The 16318-nt window shown below is 60.2% G+C and carries 18 protein-coding genes; 17 read left to right on the forward strand and 1 reads right to left on the reverse strand.

Annotated elements, in window-relative coordinates; translation table 11 throughout:
- Positions 1 to 24 precede the first annotated feature (24 nt).
- The 13 genes from flgF (at position 25) to fliP (ending at position 9175) form a co-directional block, all read left to right on the forward strand.
- Positions 25 to 759, forward strand: coding sequence for a flagellar basal-body rod protein FlgF (flgF, locus tag HFO71_RS08285; RefSeq protein ID WP_077977596.1), 735 nt, complete (start codon positions 25 to 27; stop codon positions 757 to 759).
- 115 nt (positions 760 to 874) lie between these two features.
- Positions 875 to 2275, forward strand: coding sequence for a flagellar protein export ATPase FliI (gene fliI, locus HFO71_RS08290; protein ID WP_168256642.1), 1401 nt, complete (start codon positions 875 to 877; stop codon positions 2273 to 2275).
- A 2-nt stretch (positions 2276 to 2277) separates the two neighbouring features.
- Positions 2278 to 2820, forward strand: coding sequence for a flagellar protein (locus HFO71_RS08295; protein ID WP_131642124.1), 543 nt, complete (start codon positions 2278 to 2280; stop codon positions 2818 to 2820).
- A gap of 267 nt (positions 2821 to 3087) precedes the next feature.
- On the forward strand, positions 3088 to 3480 hold the full coding sequence (gene flgB / locus HFO71_RS08300; RefSeq protein WP_017958990.1) for a flagellar basal body rod protein FlgB: 393 nt from the start codon (positions 3088 to 3090) through the stop codon (positions 3478 to 3480).
- A gap of 4 nt (positions 3481 to 3484) precedes the next feature.
- Positions 3485 to 3901: a flagellar basal body rod protein FlgC gene (gene flgC / locus HFO71_RS08305; protein WP_003545531.1), complete on the forward strand. Its 417-nt coding sequence runs from the start codon at positions 3485 to 3487 to the stop codon at positions 3899 to 3901.
- Between the two features lie 2 nt (positions 3902 to 3903).
- A complete protein-coding gene (gene fliE, locus HFO71_RS08310) occupies positions 3904 to 4245 on the forward strand; it encodes a flagellar hook-basal body complex protein FliE (protein WP_020048480.1) in 342 nt (113 codons plus the stop codon).
- Between the two features lie 19 nt (positions 4246 to 4264).
- Positions 4265 to 5053, forward strand: coding sequence for a flagellar basal-body rod protein FlgG (gene flgG, locus HFO71_RS08315; RefSeq protein ID WP_003545534.1), 789 nt, complete (start codon positions 4265 to 4267; stop codon positions 5051 to 5053).
- A 16-nt stretch (positions 5054 to 5069) separates the two neighbouring features.
- Positions 5070 to 5552, forward strand: a complete 483-nt coding sequence (gene flgA / locus HFO71_RS08320; RefSeq protein WP_003545535.1) for a flagellar basal body P-ring formation chaperone FlgA — start codon at positions 5070 to 5072, stop codon at positions 5550 to 5552.
- On the forward strand, positions 5549 to 6670 hold the full coding sequence (locus HFO71_RS08325) for a flagellar basal body P-ring protein FlgI (protein ID WP_132613016.1): 1122 nt from the start codon (positions 5549 to 5551) through the stop codon (positions 6668 to 6670). The genes flgA and HFO71_RS08325 overlap by 4 nt, the downstream gene beginning before the upstream one ends.
- Positions 6667 to 7209, forward strand: a complete 543-nt coding sequence (locus tag HFO71_RS08330) for a MotE family protein (RefSeq protein WP_077977605.1) — start codon at positions 6667 to 6669, stop codon at positions 7207 to 7209. The genes HFO71_RS08325 and HFO71_RS08330 overlap by 4 nt, the downstream gene beginning before the upstream one ends.
- Complete coding sequence (flgH, locus tag HFO71_RS08335) at positions 7206 to 7922, forward strand: flagellar basal body L-ring protein FlgH (RefSeq protein WP_011650477.1); 717 nt, start codon at positions 7206 to 7208, stop codon at positions 7920 to 7922. Before HFO71_RS08330 ends, flgH begins: the two co-directional genes overlap by 4 nt.
- Positions 7923 to 7934: 12 nt before the next feature.
- Positions 7935 to 8441, forward strand: coding sequence for a flagellar basal body-associated FliL family protein (locus tag HFO71_RS08340; RefSeq protein WP_221967622.1), 507 nt, complete (start codon positions 7935 to 7937; stop codon positions 8439 to 8441).
- Entirely contained in the window at positions 8438 to 9175 is a 738-nt protein-coding gene (gene fliP, locus HFO71_RS08345) for a flagellar type III secretion system pore protein FliP (protein WP_020048481.1), read from the forward strand. The genes HFO71_RS08340 and fliP overlap by 4 nt, the downstream gene beginning before the upstream one ends.
- Positions 9176 to 9317: 142 nt before the next feature.
- Here the strand turns inward: fliP and HFO71_RS08350 are convergent, their stop codons facing one another.
- On the reverse strand, positions 9318 to 11234 hold the full coding sequence (locus tag HFO71_RS08350) for an O-linked N-acetylglucosamine transferase, SPINDLY family protein (RefSeq protein ID WP_221967623.1): 1917 nt from the start codon (positions 11232 to 11234) through the stop codon (positions 9318 to 9320).
- 457 nt (positions 11235 to 11691) lie between these two features.
- On the opposite strand from HFO71_RS08350, the gene HFO71_RS08355 reads away from it, so the two are divergent.
- The 4 genes from HFO71_RS08355 to HFO71_RS08370 all read left to right on the forward strand — a co-directional run bounded on the left by HFO71_RS08355 (position 11692) and on the right by HFO71_RS08370 (position 16207).
- On the forward strand, positions 11692 to 12597 hold the full coding sequence (locus HFO71_RS08355; RefSeq protein WP_077977613.1) for a flagellin N-terminal helical domain-containing protein: 906 nt from the start codon (positions 11692 to 11694) through the stop codon (positions 12595 to 12597).
- Between the two features lie 280 nt (positions 12598 to 12877).
- Positions 12878 to 13786 carry a flagellin N-terminal helical domain-containing protein gene (locus HFO71_RS08360; RefSeq protein ID WP_077977616.1) on the forward strand — a complete coding sequence of 303 codons (909 nt, stop codon included), beginning with the start codon at positions 12878 to 12880 and terminating at the stop codon, positions 13784 to 13786.
- A gap of 246 nt (positions 13787 to 14032) precedes the next feature.
- Positions 14033 to 14944: a flagellin N-terminal helical domain-containing protein gene (locus tag HFO71_RS08365; RefSeq protein ID WP_077977618.1), complete on the forward strand. Its 912-nt coding sequence runs from the start codon at positions 14033 to 14035 to the stop codon at positions 14942 to 14944.
- Positions 14945 to 15244: 300 nt separating this feature from the next.
- Complete coding sequence (locus tag HFO71_RS08370; RefSeq protein ID WP_077977730.1) at positions 15245 to 16207, forward strand: flagellin N-terminal helical domain-containing protein; 963 nt, start codon at positions 15245 to 15247, stop codon at positions 16205 to 16207.
- Positions 16208 to 16318 lie beyond the last annotated feature (111 nt).

A 16318-nucleotide genomic window follows, 5' to 3' on the forward strand; every position in this document is an offset into this window, starting at 1 on the left:
CGCCAATGCTTGGAGCTTACCGACATGCAATCCGGTCTTTATGTTTCTCTGTCGTCGCAGATGGCCCTCGAAAAGCGCCTGACCACCATCGCAGACAACATGGCGAACGTGAACACGACCGGTTTTCGCGCCACCGAGGTGAAGTTCGACGAGATGGTGGCAGCCACCAAGAACAAGCTGAACACCAAGGTCGCCTTCGTTTCCCAGGGCAACGACTACCTGAACGAGGGAAATGGCGAGTTGCAGCAGACCGGCAACATGCTCGATTTTGCCATCAAGGGCGATGCCTGGTTTTCGCTCGATACGCCGGCCGGCCGCGTCCTGACGCGGGACGGCCGCTTCACGATCAAGGATACCGGTGAACTCGTCTCGATCCGGGGATATCCGGTTCTCGACGCCGGCGGCGCGCCGATCCAGCTCAACACGACAGGCGGCGAGCCGGCCGTCGGCAGCGACGGCATCATCTATCAGGGCGGCCGCCAGGTCGGCTCGCTCGGCCTGTTCGAGGCCGATATCAGCAAGGGTTACCTGCGCTACGAAAACAGCGGCATCATGACCACCGACCAGCCGCGCGCCGTCGTCGACCGCTTCAATGTCGGCGTCGAGCAGGGGTATCTCGAAAACTCCAACGTCAACGCCATGCGCGAGATCACCCAGCTGATCGAAGTCAACCGCGCCTTCGAAAGCGTCTCGTCGCTGATGCGCGACAGCGAGGATTCCTTCAAGGAAGCCGTCCAGACGCTTGGGGGCAGCCGCTGATGCATGCCGCCCAAAAGTGTCCGGCGGTTTTGGGCGACATGCACAAGAACAAAGATCCAAAATGCGTCGCATGCAGCAAGCTGTACGCGACGTGTTTTAGGGCGGGATTTGAAGCATGAGCACCACGCTACTATCAGTGGACGGTCTTTCTCCGAAGCTGGCGCATCTGGCGGACCTCGTCGACCGATACGCATCGCCGGAGTTCGCGGTTGCCCACGGCGGCCGCGTGCAGACCATCGCTGCAGGCCACTACACGGTTCACGGTCTCTCCCGCCATGTTCGTCTCGGCGAGTTCGTGGCCCATAAATCGGCCACCGGCATCCATCTCGGCGAGGTCGTGCGTGTCGAGCCGGAACTGATCTATGTCTGCCCGATCGAACCCGGCGAACCGATCGGCATCCACGATACCGTCATCCGCAAGGGCGCCTTCCGCATTTCACCGACGGACAGCTGGTGCGGGCGCACCGTCAACTCGCTCTGCGAGCCGATCGACGGGCTGGGCCCGATCACCGAGGGCCTCGATCGCCGCTCGATCTCCAATACCGCGCCGCCCTCGATGACCCGCAAGCGTGTCGAGACCGGCTTCAAGACCGGCGTGCGCGCGATCGACATCTTCTCGCCGCTCTGCCTCGGCCAGCGCCTCGGCATCTTCGCCGGTTCCGGCGTCGGCAAGTCGACGCTTCTGTCCATGCTCGCCCGCGCCGATGCCTTCGACAAGGTGGTCATTGCGCTCGTCGGCGAACGCGGCCGTGAAGTGCGCGAATTCATCGAGGATACGCTCGGCAGCAATATGAAGAAGGCGATCGCCGTCGTCGCCACCAGCGACGAGAGCCCGATGCTGCGCAAGATGGCGCCGCTGACGGCGGTCACCATCGCCGAGCATTTCCGCGACAAGGGCGAGAATGTCCTCTTCATCGTCGATAGCGTCACGCGTTTCGCCCATGCGATCCGCGAGGTGGCGACCGCCTCCGGCGAACCGCCGATCGCGCGCGGTTATCCCGCCTCCGTTTTCACCGAGTTGCCTCGCCTCCTGGAACGCGCCGGTCCCGGTCCCGAGGGCGCCGGCACCATCACGGCGATCATCTCGATCCTCGTCGACGGCGACAATCACAATGACCCGATCGCTGATTCGACCCGCGGCATCCTCGACGGACATATCGTCCTTCAGCGCAGTCTCGCCGAAGAAGGGCGGTATCCCCCGATCGATCCGCTCGCCTCGATCTCGCGCCTTGCCCGCAAGGCCTGGACGCCGGATCAGGAAAAGCTGGTATCGCGGCTGAAGGTGCTGATCCATCGTTTCGAAGAGACGCGCGACCTGCGCATGATCGGCGGTTACCGCCAGGGTGCTGATCCCGATCTCGACATGGCGATCAAGCAGGTGCCGATTATTTACGACGTCCTGAAGCAGTCTCAGGGCGATCGTGACTCGCTCGACGCTTTCGCCGATCTCGCCGGCGCGCTCAAGGCTGCAGCCGGCATGGGCAATCAGGGCGCCCCTATTCAGAGGAGAGGCTAGACGTGGCTGATTTCGACGACGAACGTATCGCTTCACTGAAGCAGCGCAGGAAAGCCGCCATCCTGGATCGGTTTCTGACCTTTTCCGGCCTGGCGCTTGCCGGCGCCTCCGCCTTCTTTCCCTGGTACGTCTTCTTCAATGCGGACAAATTCGGCATCAATGTCGCCGCCAGCGAGAATTCGCGTGAACTGCCGGATTGGCCGGCCCGCAACGTCTTCAGCGTCTCGCCGCTTGCCATGGTCAACAGGAACGAGGCGGACAAGAAGGCCCCGCCGATCGATCCGCTGACGACGGCGACGGTCTCCGATCTCGGCAAGGAGCGCGATGGCCGCGCCATACAGGAAGATCAGCCTTTCCCCGGCAAATCTTCCTTCCGCCTGCTGCATGTTTCCAACGGCCGGGCGCTGATCGAGGATCCCTCGGGCATGTATGTGGTGCGCATCGGCTCGATCCTGCCCGACGAAAGCCGTCTTGCGACACTCGAGCAGCGCGACGGCAAATGGGTGATCGTCACCTCCAAAGGCGAGATCTACCAGAACAATTGAGCCTGTCCGTAAACGCTGAAGGCAACAGGGGCTCCGCCGTGAACCGGCCGGAGCCCCTGTTTTTTATTCCGTCATTCCTTCGATCAATTCTGATTTATGGAATGACGCAGCAATTCAAACAGTTACAGCGTTCTTGCGTGTCCGAAAGACGCGCGGCGCCGTCATCGCGGCGGCCTTGGCCGAAAACCGCCTCGACGCCTGAATTCCCCGTAAGTCCCACGCAAGATTACCGCACTAGGTTCGGGACAGTAAAAACGGAGAGTTCTCATGCAACCGATCCAACTTTTCGACTTGGCTTCGCGGCAGGCGGAATGGCTGACGATCCGTCAGCAGGTTGTTGCCGGCAACATCGCGAATGCCAATACCCCGAAGTTCCGCGCCAAGGACGTTACGCCCTTTGACGCGGTGCTCGACAATTCCGATATCAACATGGCGCGCACCAATCCGGCGCATCTCAGCGGCAACGATTTCAGCGACAGCGGCGATATCGACGTCAAGGACGCCGCGCTCGATCAGGAAATCGGTGTCCAGGAATCCGGCAATACGGTCGGTTTGGCCGAGGAGCTCTCCAAGTCGGGCGATATCAAGCGTCAGTACGATCTGAACACCTCGCTGGTCAGTTCCTTCAACCGCATGATGTTGATGACGGTCAGGAGGTAAAGTCATGGATCCGCTTTCAGCAGCAATGAAAATCGCCGGTTCCGGGCTCGAGGCGCAGTCGACGCGCCTGCGCATCGTTTCGGAAAACATCGCCAATGCCCGCTCGACCGGCGACACGCCCGGCGCCGATCCCTATCGCCGCAAGACGATTACCTTCGGCCAGCAGATGGATCGCAGCAACGGCGTCGAGACTGTCGGCGTCAAGAAGGTCGGCGTCGACGAAGGCGACTTCAGCACTGAATTCGACCCCAGCAATCCGGCTGCGGACCAGAAGGGCGTCGTCAAACTGCCGAACGTCAATATCCTGGTCGAGATGGCCGACATGCGCGAAGCCAACCGCTCGTATGACGCCAATCTGCAGACCATCAAACAGACCCGCGATCTCATCTCCTCCACGATCGACCTCCTGAAGAGCCAATAATAATGATCAGCAGCGTCCAGAATGTCAGCAACCTTTCGATGACCCGTGCGCTCGGCGCCGTCGACACCGAAAATTCCGCCTCCTCGTCTGCCGCCACCATGTCGGGCGCCGCAGGAGCGGCCAACGGCATGAGCTTCGCCTCCGTCATGGGCAACATGGCGAGTGAGGCGGTCAACAGCCTGAAGGGTGCGGAAAGCATGTCCTTTGCCGGTATCAAGGGCACGGCGACGACGCGTGAAGTCGTCGATTCCATGCTCCAGGCCGAGCAGACGCTGCAGACCGCGATTGCCATCCGCGACAAGGTCGTCTCGGCCTTTCTCGAAGTCACCAAGATGCAGATGTAACTGATTTGAGGACGAACACATGAGAGCGCTCGCCATCGCAGCAACGGGCATGGATGCCCAGCAGACCAATCTGGAAGTCATCGCGAACAACATCGCGAATATCAATACGACCGGTTTCAAGCGCGCCCGCGCCGAATTCTCGGATCTTCTCTACCAGACCGAACGTGCCAAGGGTGTCGCCAACCGCGCCAACCAGGCCGTCGTTCCGGAAGGTGCCAATATCGGCCTCGGCGTCCAGACCTCGGCGGTCCGCAACCTGCATCTCCAGGGCGAACTGACCCAGACCGGCAACGATCTCGACGTAGCGCTGATCGGCAAGGGCTTCTTCCAGATCCAGTCGACCGACGGCACGACGCTTTACAGCCGCGCCGGCGCCTTCAACAAGAACGACCAGGGCCAACTCGTCACCATCGATGGCTACGAGGTCCTTCCCGGCATCACTATTCCGACGGGCTCGACCGAACTGACGATCAGCCGCTCCGGCCAGGTCTCGGCCAAGCTGCCGGGAGCGACGGAGGCGACCGAACTCGGCCAGTTGACCCTTGCCGACTTCGTCAACGAGGCGGGTCTCCAGCCGCTCGGCGACAATCTCTTCCAGGAAACGCCGGCCTCCGGCGAAGCCGTCATCGGCAATCCTGACGAGGAAGGTTTCGCCTACATGAAGCAGGGTTACCTGGAATCTTCCAACGTCGACCCGGTGAAGGAAATCACCGAGCTGATCTCGGCCCAGCGCGCTTACGAAATGAATTCCAAGGTGATCACCACCGCTGATGAAATGGCCTCCATCGTCAGCAAGAACCTGAAGTAAAGGGAAGGGCCGAAACATGATGTTTTGCCGGGCAGGACACATCTCAGGATGGGTGGCGGCAGCCACGATCGCAGTCGCGGGCATTTTCCTGCCCGCGGACGTGGATGCCGGCATGGGTTATGCCGTCGTCCCGACGACGATCATCTACCCCGGCGACACATTGTCGTCGAGCCAGCTTCAGGAGGTAGAGGTCACCAACCCCAACCTCGCCGGCGATTATGCCAAATCCATTTCCCAGGTCGAAGGCATGGTTTCCAAGCGCACGCTGTTGCCGGGCCGCACGATTTCGGTTTCGGGCCTGCGCGAAGCCTATACGGTGACGCGCGGCTCTTCGATCCGCCTGGTCTTATCGCTCGGCGCGATGACGATCTCCGCCGCCGGCACGCCGCTCGAAGACGGCACGATCGGGCAGGTCGTTCGCGCGCGCAATATGGACTCCGGCGTCATCGTCAGCGGCACGGTGCTTGCTGACGGCACGGTCCATGTGAGGGCAAAATGAAATTGTTCTTCCGTTTCCTGACCCTCGTTGCGGTTCTCGCCATGAATTTGGCCGATGTCGCGCCCGCCTGGGCGCTGACCTCCCGCATCAAGGATATTGCCTCCCTTCAGGCCGGGCGCGATAACCAGCTGATCGGTTATGGCCTCATCGTCGGCCTGCAGGGCACTGGCGACGGTTTCCGTGCCTCGCCCTTCACCGAGCAGTCGATGCGGGCAATGCTACAAAATCTCGGCATCTCGACGCAGGGCGGCCAGTCCAACGCCAAGAATACCGCGGCGGTGATGGTCACCGCCAACCTGCCGCCCTTCGCAAGTCCCGGCAGTCGTATCGACGTTACGGTGAGCTCGCTCGGCGACGCGACGTCGCTGCGCGGCGGCACGCTCGTCATGACCTCGCTTTCCGGCGCCGACGGCCAGATCTATGCCGTCGCACAGGGCGCCGTCATCGTCTCCGGTTTTCAGGCGCAGGGCCAGGCGGCGACCGTGACCGAAGGCGTCACCACCGCAGGCCGCGTGCCCGGCGGCGCGATCATCGAACGTGAACTGCCGTCCCGCTTCAAGGACTCGGTCAATCTCGTCCTGCAGCTGCGCAACCCAGACTTCTCGACGGCAATCCGCATCGCCGACATCGTCAACGGTTATGCTTCGGCCCGTTTCGGCGGCCCGGTCGCCGAGGCCAAGGATTCGCAGGAAGTCGTGATCCAGAAGCCGCGCGCGGCCGATCTCACCCGGCTGATGGCCGACGTCGAAAATCTCATCGTCGAAACCGACACGCCGGCCAAGGTTGTCATCAACGAGCGTACCGGAACGATCGTCATCGGCTCGGACGTCCGGGTCTCGCCGGTCGCCGTCAGCTACGGCACCTTGACTGTCCAGGTCACCGAGACGCCGCAGATCATCCAGCCCGAACCCTTCTCGCGCGGCCGGACGGCCGTCCAGCCGCAGACCGATATCGCGGCCGAGCAGACCGGCGGGCGCGTCGCCATCATCGACGGTCCCGACCTCAGGACCCTCGTCGCCGGCCTCAACAATATCGGCGTGAAACCGGATGGCATCATCGCCATTCTCCAGGGCATCAAGTCGGCAGGCGCCCTGCAGGCGGAGCTTGTGCTGCAATGATTGATACCATCAACCCTGACATGACGGTTCTGCAATTGCTGCGCCGGCTGGCGTTGCCGGCCGCAGGCCTCGTCCTTCTGTCGATCCCCAGCGCCTTCGCGCAGGAACATGCGCCGGCAGGCGACATCACCTCCCAGGACGAGATCAAGCAGTTCTGCACCAACATCGCCGAGCCCGCCCGCGACCAGCGTTACCTTCTGCAGAAGCAGGAACTGGAAAAGCTTCGCGCCGACATCGACGCCCGCATGGCGGAAATGGACAAGCGGAAGGCCGAATACCAGGACTGGCTGAAGCGGCGCGACGATTTCCTGAAGCAGGCGGAAGCCGGCCTCACCGAAATCTACAGGAAGATGAAGCCGGATGCGGCTGCGCTTCAGTTGCAGGACATGAAGATCGAGGTGGCCTCCGCCGTGATCATGCGGCTCGGCCCGCGTCAGTCGAGCCTCATCCTCAACGAGATGGACCCCGAGAAAGCCGCGGTCATCGCCAGCGTCATCGCCAGTGCGTCCGATCCCAATACGTCGAAGGATCCTTCATGAATATGCGTTTCCCGGCCGCGATCGCCGCCCTCGCACTCCTTGCAGGTTGCCAGTCTCCGACGGCGGTCAGCGAGATCGGCCGTGCGCCTGCCATGAGCCCGATCGGCAGCGGCCTCGCCTACGGCCAGACACCACAGATGGCGCTTTATCCGAAGCAGCCGCGTGCTGTAGCGCAGGGCTATTCGCTGTGGAGCGATTCTCAGGCCGCCCTCTTCAAGGATGCGCGCGCGCTCAACGTCGGCGACATCCTGACCGTCGACATCCAGATCAACGACAAGGCCTCCTTCGACAATGAGACCAACCGCAGCCGCACGAATTCGAGCGGCATGAATTGGGACGTCAACGCCCAGATCTTCGGCTGGACGCCCGAGTCGAAGACCGACCTGACTTATGGCTCCGACACCAGCACCGACGGCAAGGGCAAGATCGAGCGCACCGACAAGCTCACCCTTCTGGTCGCCGCCGTCGTCACCGGCATTCTCGAAAACGGCAACCTCGTCATCTCGGGCTCGCAGGAAGTCCGCCTGAACCAGGAGCTGCGCATCCTGAATGTCGCCGGTATCGTTCGCCCGCAGGACGTCAATGCCGACAACCAGATCTCCTACGACAAGATCGCCGAAGCCCGCATCTCCTACGGTGGCCGCGGCCGTCTGATGGAAGTGCAGCAGCCTCCGCGCGGCCAGCAGGCCGTCGACCTTTTCTCGCCGCTTTGAGGCTGAACGACGATGGCAGAGCCAGACGCAAGCACAGGTCAACCGAAGAAGAAATCCGGCGCGCTGATGACGATCATCGGCATCGCCGTGCTCACCCTGCTCGGCGCCGGCGGCGGCTGGGCGGTCGGTACGATCGTCGCGCCCAACATCAAGGGGGCCAAGGAGGTCGAGCAGGCCAAGGATGCGGAGGCGAAGAAGAAGGCCGAGGAAGGCCTGGCACGCATCTCGACCGAGGCCAACAACGTCGTCCAGCTAGAGCCGATCACCTCGAACCTCGCCTACCCCTCAGAAAACTGGGTGCGACTCGAGGTCGCGCTGCTCTTCAACGGGCCGCCGGATGTCAAGGTTTCCGAGGATATTCACCAGGATATCCTCGCTTATATCAGGACCGTTTCCCTCCAGCAGATCGAGGGGCCGCGGGGCTTTCAATATCTCAAGGATGACATAAAGGAACGTGTTGACCTTCGCTCGCAAGGGCGGGTATCGAAGGTCATGTTCAGGACATTTGTCATCGAATGATTCGTCTCATAGTTTTCCTTGCCGCCATGATGGCGGTACCGGAACTGGCGGTGGCACAGCAGCTGCCGACTGACTTGTTGAATATACCGGTCGATGGCTCCGTCGCCGCCTGGATCATCCGCACATTCGGCCTGCTGACCATTCTTTCGGTCGCGCCGGGTATCCTGATCATGGTGACGAGCTTTCCGCGCTTCATCATCGCTTTTTCGATCCTGCGTTCAGGGATGGGCCTCTCCTCGACGCCCTCCAACATGATCCTCCTGTCGCTGTCGCTGTTCATGACCTTCTACGTCATGTCGCCGACCTTCGATCAGGCCTGGCAGAACGGCGTGCAGCCGCTGCTTGCCAATCAGATCAACGAGACCGAGGCAGTCCAGCGTATCGGCGAACCCTTCCGCACCTTCATGGCGGCCAATACCCGCGACAAGGATCTGGCACTCTTCGTCGATCTGGCGCGCGAACGCGGACAGAATATCCAGACGACCGATCCGATCGACTACCGCGTGCTGATCCCGGCCTTCATGATTTCCGAGATTCGCCGCGGCTTCGAGATCGGCTTCCTCGTCGTGCTGCCGTTCCTCGTCATCGACCTCATCGTCGCGACCATCACCATGGCGATGGGCATGATGATGCTGCCGCCGACCTCGATCTCGCTGCCTTTCAAGATTCTCTTCTTCGTGCTGATCGACGGCTGGAACCTGCTCGTCGGCAGCTTGGTGCGCTCGTTCAGCTGAACGGCTGCCGCCGTTTGGATATTCGCCAATGAGAAAACCCGTCGGATTGCTCCGGCGGGTTCTTTCATTATGCAGCAATTCAAGGTGCCAAGCGTCGTTTACGCCTCTGAAAGACGCGCGGCGCTGCAGTGGTCGAAAAGCCTCACTCGGCCGCGAACGGCGCCGTGCGCGGTGGCAGCGCCGGAATGTCCATATGATCGGGTGCAAGACGCTGCTTGGCGCGCTCGGCCATGATTTCATAGGCTTGCTCCAGATGGTCGCAGAACCGTTCGGCATCGAAGAGCGGCGCGATATAACGCTTCTCCTTGAGATGCGCTTTGTATTCGGCGATCCGCCCGGGGTTCTCAGCCAATTCGACAGCCATATCCTCATAGGCCTGCAGGTCGGGTGCAACGAGATCGGGCAGGTCGATGGCCCTGAGCAGGCTCTCGCTGACGCGTGACGCGAAGTTGGTGCCCTTGACGGTCAGGACCGGCAGGCCCCCCCAGAGCTGCTCCGAGGTGGTCGTGTGGCCATTGACCGGGAAGGTGTCGATGCCGAGGTCGGCTGCCTGCTGACGGTCTATATGTTCTTCATAAGGGGCGCGCGGGCAGAAGATGATGCGCTTGGGCGAAATGCCCGCCGTCTGGAACTGCTTCAAGAGGTTTGCCTGGTTGCGCGGTGTATTCGCCATCAGCCAGAGCACGCTGTTCGGCGCACGCTTGAGAATGCGGCACCAGCTGTCGATCGTCTCCGGCGTGATCTTGCGGTTGCCGTTGAAGGACGCGAAGATGAAGGCGTCATCAGGCAGGCCGAGCTGCTCGCGTGTAACAGCACGCGGCTTCGGACGATGCATCGGGTCGTTCGGCTGGTAGCTTTCCGGCAGGCGGCAGAACTTCTCGTGATAGAAGGGCTTTGCCACATCAGGCAGCACCGCATGGTCGCCGATGACGTAGTCGAGATCGATATTGACGGTGCTCCCGGGAAAACCGAGCCAGCCGACATGCACCGGTGCCAGCGGCAAATTAAAGGCCGTTGCACGGCTGCCCGACGTATGACCCTTCAGGTCAACCATGATGTCGATATTATGCTGTCGCACCGCCTCCAGCACTGCCTGGTCGGAGAAGCCGTGAACGTCGATGATCCTGCCCCAGCGGCTGCGGTCGGTATCGTTGTGCTTCAAGAACTCCGGGCCCGTGTGGCAGAAAAGGGTGATCTCGAAACGGTTCTTGTCGTGTAGTTCCAGGATGCGCTGCAAGAGCTTCATCGTCGCGTGGCGATCCCAGAAGTCCGATGACATGTAGCCGATCCGGATCTTGTCCGACCATGTGTGCGGCTCGCTGCGGCGGAAGGCCACCCGTTCCGGGTTGAGGGGCGTGGTGCCGATCGTCGCATACCGGTTGAAATCCTCGTTGCCGCACCAGTGCAGATGATAGAACGGGTTGTCCTTACGTAGGATCTCGACATCGCCCTTTGCAAGGGTGGCGTCGATCACTGCCTGATGTCTGCTTGCCTCTTCGAACTCGTTGAATTCGCGGGCGAAAACAAGATGAAGGAAGCGGAATGCGAGATTGCCGGGAAAACGTTTGAAGAGGTTGCGCGCCAGGGCCTGGTTGGTTGCGTCGTGCAGATCGTCGCTCAGCAGCAGGGCTGCCAAGCGCATATGATCGGGATTTTGGCTCTCCGACAGCACCGTCTTGAACGGGCGAATGATATCCCGCTGCTGTCGCTTCAGATAGATCGCCGTGATGATGAAGGCGAGTTCCGGGTCTTCCTGCGCCTTGCTGAGGTTCCGCATGGCGATCAGCAGGGCGTCGTCCTCGCTGCCGGTCTCGTAGTGCAGCTTGGCAGCCTGTTTCTGGTATTCGTAGGCGTTCGGTCCTTCGCAGTTGCCGGCCAGGCCATAGGCTTTCGCGGCATCGGCCTTGAAGCCGAGTTGCACGAGGTTTTTGGCCAGCAACGCATAGGTCTTGGCGTCCTGCTGGATATCCATCAACTGGTTGAGCGTCGCCAAGGACTGTGTGTAGCGGCCCATCTGGTAATCCTTGGATGCCGCAGAGAACGAAACTTTGCTGTTCAAAACTCAACTCCGTGAAGGAAATGTTCTGGCATGGCTGTCGATCGCCGAAGCGCGCATGGCTCGTCCTCCCAAAAACGGGGTCGGTCCGATGATGCTATCCCGGCATCCGCCACACTGGCATTCGAAGCTTGCTTGAAACCGGTGGCGCGATGAGCGCCTGCTTTGTCCGGAAAGCCTTCGACTGTCCCAGGAAAGCGCACCTTTCGGAAGCCAAAAATTATCTTCAGCAGGCATTAACTAAGCCTTGTGAGAAGGCATTAACTATGCCCTGCAAGGAGCCGGCCCAGAGTCGGTATTTTTAAGAAGTTGGCAAGCATTGGCTGCGAGATTGCCCTGGACATGACGGGTTTGGGCCAAACAAAAAAGGCGCCGAGTAGCATGAAGCTGGTCCGTCATCGCCGGTACTATAGTCCGGTATGTCCTCCTTTTTGTATCTTGTTTTCCAGGGGACAGACTTATGACAAGCATTAACACCAATTCTTCCGCAATGGCCGCTCTCCAGACGCTGCGAGCCGTCAACCAGGGCCTCAACCAGACGCAGAACCACGTTTCTTCGGGCTATCGCGTCGAAAAGGCTTCTGACAACGCGGCTTACTGGTCGATCGCAACGACCATGCGCTCGGACAACAAGGCTCTCTCGGCTGTATCAGACGCTCTCGGCGTAGGCGCTGCCAAGGTCGATACCGCTTACACTGCTATGGACAGCGCGATCGACGTTGTCGGCGATATCAAGGCCAAGCTCGTTGCTGCAACTGAAAGCGGCGTCGACAAGGCCAAGGTTCAGGAAGAAATCGGTCAGCTGCAGCAGCAGCTCCTGAGCATTGCTCAGTCGGCTTCCTTCAACGGTGAAAACTGGGTTGCTGGCGCAGCCGGCACCAAGAGCGTTGTTTCCTCCTTCGTCCGCGACGGCTCCAACGCCGTTTCGATCAAGACGACCGATTATGTTCTCTCGAGCGGCTCGCTGGGCAACGTCCTGTTCGGCATGAGCGGCGGTTCGGTTGAAACCTCTACGGGTATCCTCGGTACCTCGACGGGTACGGTCGGCTCGATCTACTCGATGAGCATCACCACCTTCACTGCCGGCCAGATCCAGACGGCTTTGACCAACGTTGAATCGGCTCTGAAGGCCATGACCAGCGCCGGCGCTGCTCTCGGCTCGCTCTCCAAGCGCATCGACAGCCAGGACGACTTCGTCAACGCGCTCAGCGACTCGATCGACTCCGGTGTCGGCCGCCTCGTTGACGCCAACATGGAAGAGGAGTCCTCCAAGCTCAGCGCCCTGCAGACCCAGCAGCAGCTGGCGATCCAGTCGCTGTCGATCGCGAACTCCTCTTCGCAGAACATTCTGTCGCTGTTCCGCTAGGACCAGCCCACAACACTTCCAAGTTTCGCGGCCGGGTCATCCCCGGCCGCGAAATGTTTTAATATAAGGTTAATCAAAATCCTCCTAAGTCTCAGATATTTTTAGTCTATTTCCAATTTGAATTTAGCTTTCCTTAACCATCTTGCTGTCATCTAGGCCCATCGAAACGGCGAGTTAACCCTAACAGGAATGGTTAACAGGCATGATGCTGATCGCTGTGGGCCGGCCCAAAATCCGGAATGTCCCTTCTTAAAATCTGCCAACAAGGGGCACGCAAACTATGACGAGCATCAACACCAATAACGCTGCAATGGCAGCTCTCCAGACTCTCCGCGGCATCAACCAGGGTCTCCAGGAAACCCAGGCTCACGTTTCGTCCGGCTATCGCGTCGGCAAGGCTTCCGACAACGCCGCCTACTGGTCGATCGCAACGACCATGCGTTCGGACAACAAGGCTCTCTCGGCTGTATCAGACGCGCTCGGCCTCGGTGCGGCTAAGGTCGACACCGCTTACTCCGCCATGGATAGCGCCATCGACGTCGTCGGTAACATTAAGGCCAAGCTGGTTGCCGCCACTGAAAACGGCGTCGACAAGGCCAAGGTCCAGGAAGAAATCAGCCAATTGCAGCAGCAGCTCCTGAGCATTGCTCAGTCGGCTTCCTTCTCCGGCGAAAACTGGGTTGCCGGCGCTTCCGGCACCAAGAGCGTCGTTTCCACCTTCGTCCGCGACGCCTCGAATGCCGTTTCGGTCAAGACGACCGACTACGTTCTCTCGAACGGCTCTATGGGTAACGTTCTTTTCGGCATGAGCGGCGGCTCGGTCGAGACCTCTACGGGTATCCTCGGTACTTCGACGGGTACGGTCGGCTCGGTCTTTGCAATGAGCATCACCAGCTTCACGCTCGGCCAGATCCAGACGGCTTTGACCAACGTTGAATCGGCTCTGAAGGCTATGACCAGCGCCGGCGCTGCTCTCGGCTCGATCTCCACCCGCATCGGCCTGCAGGAAGACTTCGTCAACGCGCTCAGCGACTCGATCGACTCTGGTGTCGGCCGCCTCGTTGACGCCAACATGGAAGAGGAATCCTCCAAGCTCAGCGCCCTGCAGACCCAGCAGCAGCTGGCGATCCAGTCGCTGTCGATCGCGAACTCTTCTTCGCAGAACATCCTCACGCTGTTCCGCGGCTAATAGCCCGCCGAAACATCGGCCCGCCGGTCCCCGGCGGGCATCCAGGAATAGAGCCGCGCTTCGATGGAGCGCGGCTTTTTAATTTCCATTAACCAATGATTAACTATAATGCTGTCTTCTGCGGTCAACGAGACGGAGAGTTAACCAAGTTTAAGAACCGGTTAACAGGCATGAGGCTGCTTTCCGTTCCCGGTAGCTTTCCGGAATGTCCCTTTTTTCCATCTGCCAACAAGGGGCAATCATTTTATGACCAGCATTTTGACGAACGTCGCGGCGATGGCCGCTCTTCAGACACTTCGCGGAATCAACGACAGCCTTGAGACTACGCAGAACCACGTATCGTCGGGTTACCGCGTCGAAAAGGCAGCCGATAACGCCGCCTACTGGTCGATTGCAACGACCATGCGTTCGGACAACAAGGCTCTCGGGGCTGTTTCTGACGCTCTCGGTCTCGGCGCCGCCAAGGTCGACACCGCTTACTCCGCCATGGACAGCGCCATCGATGTTATCAGCGAAATCAAGGCGAAAATCGTCGCCGCGACCGAAAACGGAGTCGACAAGACCAAGGTCCAGGAGGAGATCAGCCAGCTGCAGCAGCAGCTCCTGAGCATCGCACAGTCGGCTTCCTTCTCCGGTGAAAACTGGGTTGCCGGCGTCGACGGCACCAAAAGCGTCGTTTCCACCTTCGTCCGCGACGGCAACGGCAATGTCTCGGTCAAGACAACGGACTATGTCCTGGACACGAGCTCGACGGGCAACGTCCTCTTCGGCATGACCTCGGCCGGCGTGATCGAGACGAGCTCGGGCATCATAGGCACGTCATACGGTACGATCGGCTCGGTCTACTCGATGGACATCAGCACTTTCGGCTCGGCTGAGATCTCCATGGCTCTGACGTCAATCGAGGCCGGCCTGGAAGCCATGACCAAGGCTGCATCGCAGCTCGGCTCAATTTCCACTCGCATCGAGTTGCAGGAAAACTTCGTCGGCGCGCTCAGCGACTCGATCGATTCAGGCGTCGGCCGCCTGATCGATGCCGACATGGAAGAGGAATCGAGCAAGCTGACGGCGTTGCAAACGCAGCAGCAGCTGGCCATCCAGTCGCTGTCGATTGCCAACTCCAGCGCGCAAAACATCCTCACGCTGTTCCGCAGCTAAGTCGGGCGCTGAAGCTGGACCGAATCTTGCGCCATCGTCTGGCGGCAAGCGAAAAACTTCCCGGACCGCGCCCGAAACGGCGCGGTTCTTTCTTTTATATCAAAGGCTTGATCGATATGGCGATCGGCGCGCCACGCGTTGCGCTGCGCTCTTGCCGAACAGGTTGATATCGAGTTACCTTCGCCTTGAGTTGATTTGCTTTTGCGACACACCGGCGGAAACCCTGCCGGAGGCATGATGCCACCTCAGTCGCCGCCGGCAATCCGGCCTGCCCTTTCACCTTATTCCGAGACCCTGTCGATGACCGTTAAGATTACCAGCGCGTCCGCGGTGAATGCGCTTGCGGTGCTGCGCAGCATCAACAAAGAAGCCAGCCAGACCCAACAGCAAGTGTCCTCGGGATATCGCATCGAGACGGCCGCCGACGATGCGTCCTACTGGTCGGTCGCGACCGTCATGCGCTCGGACAGCACCAATCTCGGGACGATCGGAGATGCGCTCGGTCTCGGCGCTGCCAAGGTCGATGCGACTTACACGGCGATGACCTCCTCGATCGATCTCTTAAGCCAGATTCGCGCCAAGCTGGTTTCGGCAAGAGAGCCCGGCGCCGACAAGGAAAAGATCAACGCGGAGATCAGCGAATACAAGGAGCAGTTGCAGACGATCGTCGAATCGACATCGTTTGCGGGTGAAAACTGGTTGCTGAACGGCGACACCGCTCCGCCGCCGACATGGCAGGTCATCTCTGGCTTCGTGCGCGCTCCGACCGGCGAATATCAGGCCCAGACCATCGATTTCCCATCCTCGCAGACAATTCTCATCGACAAGAACAATGCAAGCGGCGGCCTATTGACCAAGTCGGTCGATGCCAACGCGATCAACAACAGCGGTGCGACGTCACGCAACTACTACCTTTTGAACGCCAACTCGACCACGCCGGCGACAGGTACGGAAATTGCGATCGGCAAGAACACGACGGATGCGCAACTTACTGACATGCTTGATGTGACCGATTCGCTGCTCGCCTCGCTGACGACGACGGCGGCTTCAATAGGCGTGATGAAGGCACGTATCGACGATCAGATAGACTACACCGCCGATCTGTCCGATTCGATCGACAAGAGTGTCGGCGCACTCGTCGATACCGACATGGACGAGGCTTCTATCCGGCAGAAGGCGATTGAAACCCAGAAGCAGATGGCGGTCGAAGCGATCTCGATCCTCAACACGGCCGCAAGCAAGATCCTGATCCTGCTGGAATAGGGGTGGGTGCGATCACGGGTGGCGGCGGCGCCATTCATCCTCGCGCAAGTTTGACTGCCTAGTTTCCGGCATGAAGGCATCGTCCGAATCCGTGCCGGTCCAAGGTCAGCC

This window comes from Rhizobium laguerreae, assembly GCF_019778565.1.
Taxonomy (GTDB): Bacteria; Pseudomonadota; Alphaproteobacteria; order Rhizobiales; family Rhizobiaceae; genus Rhizobium; species Rhizobium laguerreae.

Bases quoted from the DNA above. Each gene is read 5' to 3' on its own strand.
- flgF (WP_077977596.1), top strand. From the start codon at position 25: ATGCAATCCGGTCTTTATGTTTCTCTGTCGTCGCAGATGGCCCTCGAA.
- fliI (WP_168256642.1), top strand. From the start codon at position 875: ATGAGCACCACGCTACTATCAGTGGACGGTCTTTCTCCGAAGCTGGCG.
- flgB (WP_017958990.1), top strand. From the start codon at position 3,088: ATGCAACCGATCCAACTTTTCGACTTGGCTTCGCGGCAGGCGGAATGG.
- flgC (WP_003545531.1), top strand. From the start codon at position 3,485: ATGGATCCGCTTTCAGCAGCAATGAAAATCGCCGGTTCCGGGCTCGAG.
- fliE (WP_020048480.1), top strand. From the start codon at position 3,904: ATGATCAGCAGCGTCCAGAATGTCAGCAACCTTTCGATGACCCGTGCG.
- flgG (WP_003545534.1), top strand. From the start codon at position 4,265: ATGAGAGCGCTCGCCATCGCAGCAACGGGCATGGATGCCCAGCAGACC.
- flgA (WP_003545535.1), top strand. From the start codon at position 5,070: ATGATGTTTTGCCGGGCAGGACACATCTCAGGATGGGTGGCGGCAGCC.
- HFO71_RS08325 (WP_132613016.1), top strand. From the start codon at position 5,549: ATGAAATTGTTCTTCCGTTTCCTGACCCTCGTTGCGGTTCTCGCCATG.
- HFO71_RS08330 (WP_077977605.1), top strand. From the start codon at position 6,667: ATGATTGATACCATCAACCCTGACATGACGGTTCTGCAATTGCTGCGC.
- flgH (WP_011650477.1), top strand. From the start codon at position 7,206: ATGAATATGCGTTTCCCGGCCGCGATCGCCGCCCTCGCACTCCTTGCA.
- HFO71_RS08340 (WP_221967622.1), top strand. From the start codon at position 7,935: ATGGCAGAGCCAGACGCAAGCACAGGTCAACCGAAGAAGAAATCCGGC.
- fliP (WP_020048481.1), top strand. From the start codon at position 8,438: ATGATTCGTCTCATAGTTTTCCTTGCCGCCATGATGGCGGTACCGGAA.
- HFO71_RS08355 (WP_077977613.1), top strand. From the start codon at position 11,692: ATGACAAGCATTAACACCAATTCTTCCGCAATGGCCGCTCTCCAGACG.
- HFO71_RS08360 (WP_077977616.1), top strand. From the start codon at position 12,878: ATGACGAGCATCAACACCAATAACGCTGCAATGGCAGCTCTCCAGACT.
- HFO71_RS08365 (WP_077977618.1), top strand. From the start codon at position 14,033: ATGACCAGCATTTTGACGAACGTCGCGGCGATGGCCGCTCTTCAGACA.
- HFO71_RS08370 (WP_077977730.1), top strand. From the start codon at position 15,245: ATGACCGTTAAGATTACCAGCGCGTCCGCGGTGAATGCGCTTGCGGTG.